4 protein-coding genes are annotated in these 6009 nt (G+C 30.6%); all 4 read right to left on the bottom strand.

From position 1 onward, the window contains the following. The coding region (locus BVC87_RS06540; protein WP_200799168.1) for a hypothetical protein at window positions 1-535 on the bottom strand (535 nt) is incomplete at its 3' end. A 219-nt stretch (window positions 536-754) separates the two neighbouring features. After that, the gene (locus tag BVC87_RS06535; protein WP_075341553.1) at window positions 755-3277 is read right to left on the bottom strand and encodes a leucine-rich repeat domain-containing protein; all 2523 of its coding nucleotides are present in this window, start codon (window positions 3275-3277) and stop codon (window positions 755-757) included. Window positions 3278-3429: 152 nt separating this feature from the next. Next, window positions 3430-3708, bottom strand: a complete 279-nt coding sequence (locus BVC87_RS06530; RefSeq protein ID WP_075341552.1) for a hypothetical protein — start codon at window positions 3706-3708, stop codon at window positions 3430-3432. Window positions 3709-4003: 295 nt separating this feature from the next. Continuing rightward, window positions 4004-5875, bottom strand: coding sequence for a tetratricopeptide repeat protein (locus tag BVC87_RS06520; RefSeq protein WP_075341550.1), 1872 nt, complete (start codon window positions 5873-5875; stop codon window positions 4004-4006). Between the last annotated feature and the right edge of the window lie 134 nt (window positions 5876-6009).

Genomic DNA, 6009 nt, shown 5'->3' with positions numbered 1-6009 from the left:
TTACTGGACCACAGGCTGTAAAAAACTGACCCGTAAATAAATCTGTAGCTTCAAAAGTTACATTAGGTGATTCATTAGTATCTACATACTTAAACTTGATACTGTATAAATGCGATGGTGTACTAGTAACATTACTAGATATACCAAAAGCAGTAAACGCAAACTCACTTGAGCTTTGTTGAAAAGAGGTAGAAACTCTAGAAGTAGTATTGTCATTAACAATAAAATCTTTGTAACCCACAGGATCAAAAATTCCTGTACCAAAAGCGGTATCTAAGATACATCCGTCTGGAGTTTCCATGGTAAAATTACCACTGGTCTTTACATTTTCTCCAAATGCAGCAGTATTGTAATTAAAATAAATCTGTCCTGAACCTAAAATGAAATCTGTATCTGATGCAATATAGATATCAGCTTCATAATAATCATCTGTACCATCGTTTGTGTTTCGCGCATTCACAAACGTAAAGCTTATATTCTGGGCAAAAGATGTTGCCGAAATAAGACTTATGATAGCTAGTAATAATTTTCTCATATTTCTGTTTTTTGAGGTATAGTTTATTGTTATAGTCTTTGAATATTTATAATCTGCATGTTTATTCCATTAAACGACTTCTCGATCTTCACTTTTGACAACCAAAAAAATGTACCTTGGTGAATGATCGGTAGAAAAGCATACTTTTCTATTACTTTTCTTAATGTTGGTCTCCTGTTGCTTTTTAAATTAAATTGCATAGTAATAAGCTGTTAAAAATTAAAACTGTTCTCCCTTACCTACATTTTGTAGAATTCCATTAACATCTGTATTTTGAACCTGGCCGTTCATATCTACATCAAAAATGTTGTAGCCTGCGACTCCTATTTGTAATACAGTATTATTTACGTCTATATTTTGTACTTGTCCATTTTCATCTATATCTCCTGAAGGCATAGCGAAATATCCATCTCCCATATCTGCTAAGGCTCCATTGCTTCCAAGTATATTATTCGGGTCAATAAAGTCTACACCAATTGTTGGTCTAGATCTTAATTCATAAGTTGAACTACTAACTATGGTTAAATGATTTCTATGTGCAATTGACACATAATAGTTGCCTTGCCAGACAGAAAATCTTGGATCTTCATCTCCATCGGTATCTACTACGTCTCCATTTCTTAGTAATAGTGCAGATCTTCTGTGTAGAATTTCAGAAATATCATCTGGATTTCTTAGTTGTATTTCTACCCAGTCTACTACGGCATATTCATCAGTTAAACTAAACAAAGAGCTATCACATGTTAATCCATCAGCATAAGGAGAAGTTGTAGGTAATACACTACTTAAATTATTGTGCATTAGGTAATCGTCATCATTTCCATCAAATTGAAAAGCACCTTCTAAAATTACTTGTGGAGCTACAGTTAGTGTTCCGCAAACTGTACTAAAATTAGCTGTTGCATCTATGTTTGTCCAGTTTGTTCTTGAGTATACAGAATCATCAACTTGGATACATACTAAATTCGGATTGTTTGTAGCATCGAAATACGTGATATTAGTATTAGCTCCATTTTCAATGTTTAAGCTTGATAAATTGCAACTTTTTGCTTCAAAAAGAGTCAATTTAGGTAGTCCACTTACATCTATAGTTGTAAAACTATTATTGCTTGCCACTAATGATGTTAACGCTGTAAAATCTTCAATACCTGTTATGTCTGCAATATTCTTATTATCTACATTCAAAGAAGTTACGACCTCAATTAAAGCTGTTGGCACTTCTCCATCTCCATTAGTATCATTATCATAGCCCAAAGCTTCTAAAGCTGCTTCAAAATTATCATCTGGAATTGCAGTGTAACGACAGTATGTATCACTGAAATTTGTATGATCATCTTTATATTCCCATTTATCTGTTGCATAAACAGCATTATCTACCAAAACACAAGTTAAGTTCTCATTATCTTCTGTTACAAAGAGTGACAAACTAACATTGGTTCCATTTTTAAGATTTACAAAAGTTAGATTGTTCTTGTACGCTAAGAATTTATCTAGCGCTGGATTGGAAGAAAGATCGATAGTTTCTATCTGATTCTCTCCCATTTCTAAATCTTCCAAATTAGTATATTCAGATACATCTAAAGTTGTTAACTGATTTTTAGTAACTACAATTTCTTCAATGCTTGTTGTACCTGTAGGCAATACTAAATCTGAAATTAAATTGTCTTCAACATCAATCTTTTTTAATAATGTATTCGCAGAAAGATCCAAACTTGTAAGTTTATTTGACTCTAAATCAATCTCTCTCAACAAGGTATTCTCTGAAAGATCTAAACTTGTAAGTTCATTAGACTCTAGGTCTATTTTCTCTAACAAAGTATTAGCACTTAAATCCAGCGACTCTAAATCATTATTATCTAAATCAATGAAATTCAACAATTCATTTTCAGAAAAATCTATGGTTGTGAATTCATTTTCATCTCCTTTAAAAGCTTCCAATTTTAAATTATTGGTAAGGTTAATTCCTTTCAGTAGATTCCCTTTGCAATTCATGTATACTAGATCTCTGAAATCTTCGACACCTGTAAGATCTGCGATAGATTCGCCATCAATTTCTAAACCTTTAACAGTTTCAATTCGTATGGTAGGCACTTGTCCGTCTCCTGTCATGTCATCATAGGAAGACAGTACATTTTCAAAGTTTGCATCTGGTATAGCTGTATATCTACAATAGTTTTCACTATAAACATCAGTTGATGATACATCTGTCCAATTACCTAATGCATAACTTAAGTCATCAACAGCAACACATAAATCATCATTTCCATAAATAGAAATTTTACCGCTAGCAATAGTATAGTTATTTCCATTTTTGATGTTGATATATTTTGCCTCACTAGAGACAATAACTAATTCTTCTAAAGCTGCATTACTTCTAAAGTCATAGCTTTCAATACTATTTCCCGTTGATATAAAAGAAGTAAGATTGGTATTATCACTTATATCTAAAATTTCTAAAGCTGTATTAGCACTTACATCAATTGTAGAAAAAGAATTTTCACTAGCATATAATTCCACTAAAGCTGTAAAATCTTCAATTCCTGTGATATTACTAATTCCTTTATCCTCTATATCTAATACAGTGATAACTTCAATTCTATCAGTTGGCACTTGACCATCTCCAAGAATATCATCATATGCAGATAAACTCGCCTCAAATTGTGGATCTGGAATTTGAGTGTACTGTGCAACTAATGTAGATACACTTAAAAAAAGGATTAATATTAGTACTAGTTTCTTCATTTTAGAAAATCAAACTTGACGTTTAAAATTTTTTAATTCTTTATGTAATGTTTCGTTTTTGTATTACGTCATACATTACATGTATGTTCTTTTTTATAAATTCTTTGCTAAAGTAGTATGGATTCAAAGTAAAAATCAAAAAATCAGGGGGTTCAAAAGAGGGTGCAAAAATTTAAATCACTGAATTTCAGTGTTTTATTTTTTAATCCATAGGGCTCAGCATCCTCCATTTTTAATTGAAATTGCCCTATTTTTTCTCTGTTTTCACCTACAAGATCCACTTCTGTTTTTTGAGTTTGACCATACATATCTATATCGAATATGGAACATTCTGAATTTTCCGGTTGGGTAATCCATATTATGTCGACACATTGTATTATACTATGGACGGTAATGATTAGGGTAAAAAAGCTAAGTAGTTTTGTTTTCATTTATGACTATTTTTTACAAATTCAATTTTGAACTTAATTATCTCTAATTTTTTTAAATGACTTTTTAAAAATTTGTTCTGATTTTTAAGTGCATTCCTCATTCCAGTAGGCTCACTTTTTGATTCATCTTTGTATTTTAAAATTGTCTTATATATATTGAAATTAAAAATTGACATGATCCGTAATTTTGCTTCGACAAAGTAATTTCATTCTCAAATGAATTTCAAAAAACAAGGCTAGACAAAAGCATGGACATTTTTTAAATAATTGATAATCAATTTATTTAATATTAACCTTAAAACTTTAGAAGAAAATCTTCTAAATTAATTTCGTCAGAAACACCTATCTTTTTTCGGATGCGATAACGTGATTTACTCACAGCAGCTATTGACGTATTTCTGAATTGTGCGATTTGTGTTCTGTTCAATCCAATTTTTATAAATGAACAGATTTCAATATCCGTTTTACTGAGTTCAGGGAATTCAGTTTTTAATCTTTTAATAAAATCATAATTAACTTTCTCAATATTATTTTTAACCAATAGTAGTTTTGCATCATCAGACTTATTTGCATTTAAATCAGCGATGATACTTTTAATATTTACATCTCCATTTTTATCAACGACTTTTTGTAAGCTTTTGGCAATACGTTCTTTTGATTTGATATGTTGAACCGTTTCAGTAAGTAGTTCATTTACTTCTTCAGTTTTTGTTGCTACTTTATTATTCAAAAGAATATTCTGATAGGCTTGTTCTCTAATTTTTTGATGATTTCTATAATAGATGAATACAATTGCAATTACAAAAAACAACACTATACCTACTATTAAGGTGTTACGTTTATTCTTAGTTAATCGTTGTTCTACTTCAAGTTGTTTAATTTTTGCATCTTGTAGTAACAGTTTTCTTTTCTTTTGCTCGGTTTCAAACTTAGTTTGATAGTATAATAGGCTATTCGTTCGCTGAGAATTAAATATAGAATCATTAAGTTTTATATTGGATTGACGAAGTAAGCTAGCCTTTTTGAAATTTCCTTCTTTCTCGCATAATTCCGCTAATTCTTTTTGAGCATACTGTAATACATTGATTTGACTTATACTTTTTCTTTGGATTATTTTTTCAAGAATAGGTTGTAACGCTTTAACATCGTTTTTAGCTTCAAAATATAAAGCCTTTGCGTACAATACTGCTTCTTCTGTATATTGTGGTGATCTTGTTTTGTGTGCTTTTTCATCTAACGTAAAAACATATTTCTCAGCCTCTTTTAGGTTGTCGGTTTTGATATAGAAAGTTGCTTTATGAAATGTTAATCCAAAGTCATTAAATTTTCTACTACTCTCTAACGTAAGACTGTCCTTGTAATAGTCCATTTTTTTTATGACTTCTTTTTGCTTTTGATATTGCTGAAGTTTGAAATAAGAGGATGCATTTTGAAAGGAAAGACTCATGTAATTTCTATAATCTTTTTGTGCTAAAGCTTCTTTTAATAATGCTTCCCTTTCTGAAATTCCTTTTTCGGTAAGTCCATTACGATTATAAAGTACTGATAAATTATTTCCTGCTAGTAATGCATAGCTATCATCTCCTAACTTTTTATATAGTAAAGAGGCTTGTTTGTACCCTTCTAAAGCTGCTAGAAAATGATTAGCATCTGACTTTACCTGTCCGCCATAGAGATAAGCATCTGCAGCAAAAATTGAATCACCACTTTTCATAAAAAGTTGAGCAGCTGTGTCGTAATTTTTAATCGCTTTGTTGAATTTACCTAAATCATAATACGCCAATGCTCGCTTCAATAAAATATGAGCCTCTGAACTTTCTTTTTTAAAGTGTTTTTTTAATGTTAAAAGAGAATCTGATACTTCTAATAATTTATTAGGCTCAGATCGATTTGCATACAACATCAACAAAAATCTAGACTTCGATGCCATCAAGTCATACTTTCCTAATGATTTTGAAAGTGATAGGTATTGATTGAGATAACCTTCTTGCTCATTACTATTATTTCGAACTAATGCTTTGGTTAAATCGTCTAAAATTTCTAATTGTGCAACACTATCTGTAGTTGTCTTTAAAACTATCTTCAACGAATCTATCTTACTTTGAGAAGTACCCAAGTAGGTAGCAAAAATGAAAAGCGTAAAAAATACCAGTAGCTTTCTTGTCATATATTGAGGGTTTAAGTTGCCTAAACTTTAATTTGTAATTTAAATCGTAAAGGCGTTTACAAATATTTATAAAGTCAATTGGAGTCCAAAAAAATAAGGGTTTACAAAATCTTAGCAACTTGTTAAAACCCTTA

Source organism: Tenacibaculum agarivorans (genome assembly GCF_001936575.1).
In the GTDB taxonomy this organism is placed as follows: Bacteria; Bacteroidota; Bacteroidia; order Flavobacteriales; family Flavobacteriaceae; genus Polaribacter; species Polaribacter agarivorans.
The sequence above is the reverse complement of the archived record's forward strand: the minus strand, read 5'-3'. Positions and strand labels throughout refer to the sequence as shown.